Origin of the sequence: Herminiimonas sp. (assembly GCF_030645555.1) — a bacterium.
Taxonomy (GTDB): Bacteria; Pseudomonadota; Gammaproteobacteria; order Burkholderiales; family Burkholderiaceae_D; genus Oxalicibacterium.
Window position 1 is genome coordinate 1 of sequence record NZ_JAUSME010000013.1, and the last position, 1,207, is coordinate 1,207.

At 63.7% G+C, this 1,207-nt stretch carries 2 protein-coding genes and 1 riboswitch; both genes read left to right on the forward strand.

Annotated elements, in window-relative coordinates; genetic code table 11:
• The coding region (gene rrtA / locus Q7T06_RS00390; RefSeq protein WP_304778257.1) for a rhombosortase at positions 1-648 on the forward strand (648 nt) is incomplete at its 5' end.
• 9 nt (positions 649-657) lie between these two features.
• Positions 658-733: riboswitch (S-adenosyl-L-homocysteine riboswitch) on the forward strand.
• Positions 734-758: 25 nt separating this feature from the next.
• Positions 759-1,207, forward strand: a 449-nt coding sequence (locus tag Q7T06_RS00395; protein WP_304778260.1) for an adenosylhomocysteinase, incomplete at its 3' end; no start/stop codon positions are given.

Consider the following 1,207-nt stretch of genomic DNA (forward strand, 5'->3'; position numbering starts at 1 on the left):
ATGAAGGCTGCCGGGATGGGCGTGACCGGTGCGGGCAGTTGGCGCCTGTGCCTGTTGCTATGCCTGCTGGCAATCCTGCTGGCGCTGCTTCCGCAATCGCTGCGCGTGTTCGCCTATGATCGCCAGGCACTGCTGGACGGCCAGTTTTGGCGCTTGCTGAGCGCGCATCTGGTCCATGTCAATGGCTGGCATCTCCTGTTCAACCTGGCGGGACTGCTGTTGCTGTGCGAACTGCTCTGGCAGCGCCTGCCGGCCTGCCATGCGGTCGGCCTCCTGCTGGCCAGCGCCGTTGCGGTGTCGGCCGGCCTCTGGTTGTCGATGCCGGAACTTCAGCGCTATGCCGGACTGTCGGGCGTACTTCATGGCATCTGGGCGGGCTCGGCGCTGTTGCTGCTGTTGCGGCCGGCGGCGATAGCAGGCGAGGCACGCATCTGGTGGGCACTGTCCCTGCTGGCGCTGGCCGGCAAACTGCTGTCCGAAGCCCTGGGTGTGGCGAGCCCGGCTCTGTCGATGACAGGCGTCGTCGTCATTACCCAGGCGCATGCACTGGGCGCCGCCGGCGGCTTGGCCTATGCAATTGCCGCCTGGTTCGTCGGCCGCATGCCGGGCCGGTGGTGCGGGATGACGCGCAGCCCTGCTTTCGATTAGAATAGCGGCCGTGCCAAGGAGCGTTGCGACAGGCTTTCTGCCTGCCAGGCTTGGTATTGTCAATATGCAACGGCGCTCACGTCACTTTTTTCTTACGAAAGGAGCGCGTGATGAGCGCCGCATCTGCAAGCAGTACTTCCCCGAATGCCAACCAGGATTTCTTCGTAGCCGATCTCGGCCTTGCCGACTGGGGTCGCAAGGAAATCCGCATTGCCGAAACCGAAATGCCGGGCCTGATGGCGATTCGTGAAGAATTCGCCGCCAGCCAGCCGCTGAAAGGCGCGCGCATCACCGGTTCGCTGCACATGACGATCCAGACCGCCGTGCTGATCCATACCCTGGAAGCGCTCGGCGCGCGGGTGCGCTGGGCCTCGTGCAACATCTATTCGACCCAGGACCACGCAGCCGCCGCGATCGCCGCCAACGGCACGCCGGTGTTCGCATTCAAGGGCGAAAACCTGGACGAGTACTGGGATTTCACGCATCGCATTTTCGAGTGGCCGAACGGCGAATACACGAACATGATCCTCGACGACGGTGGCGACGCGACTTTGTTGCT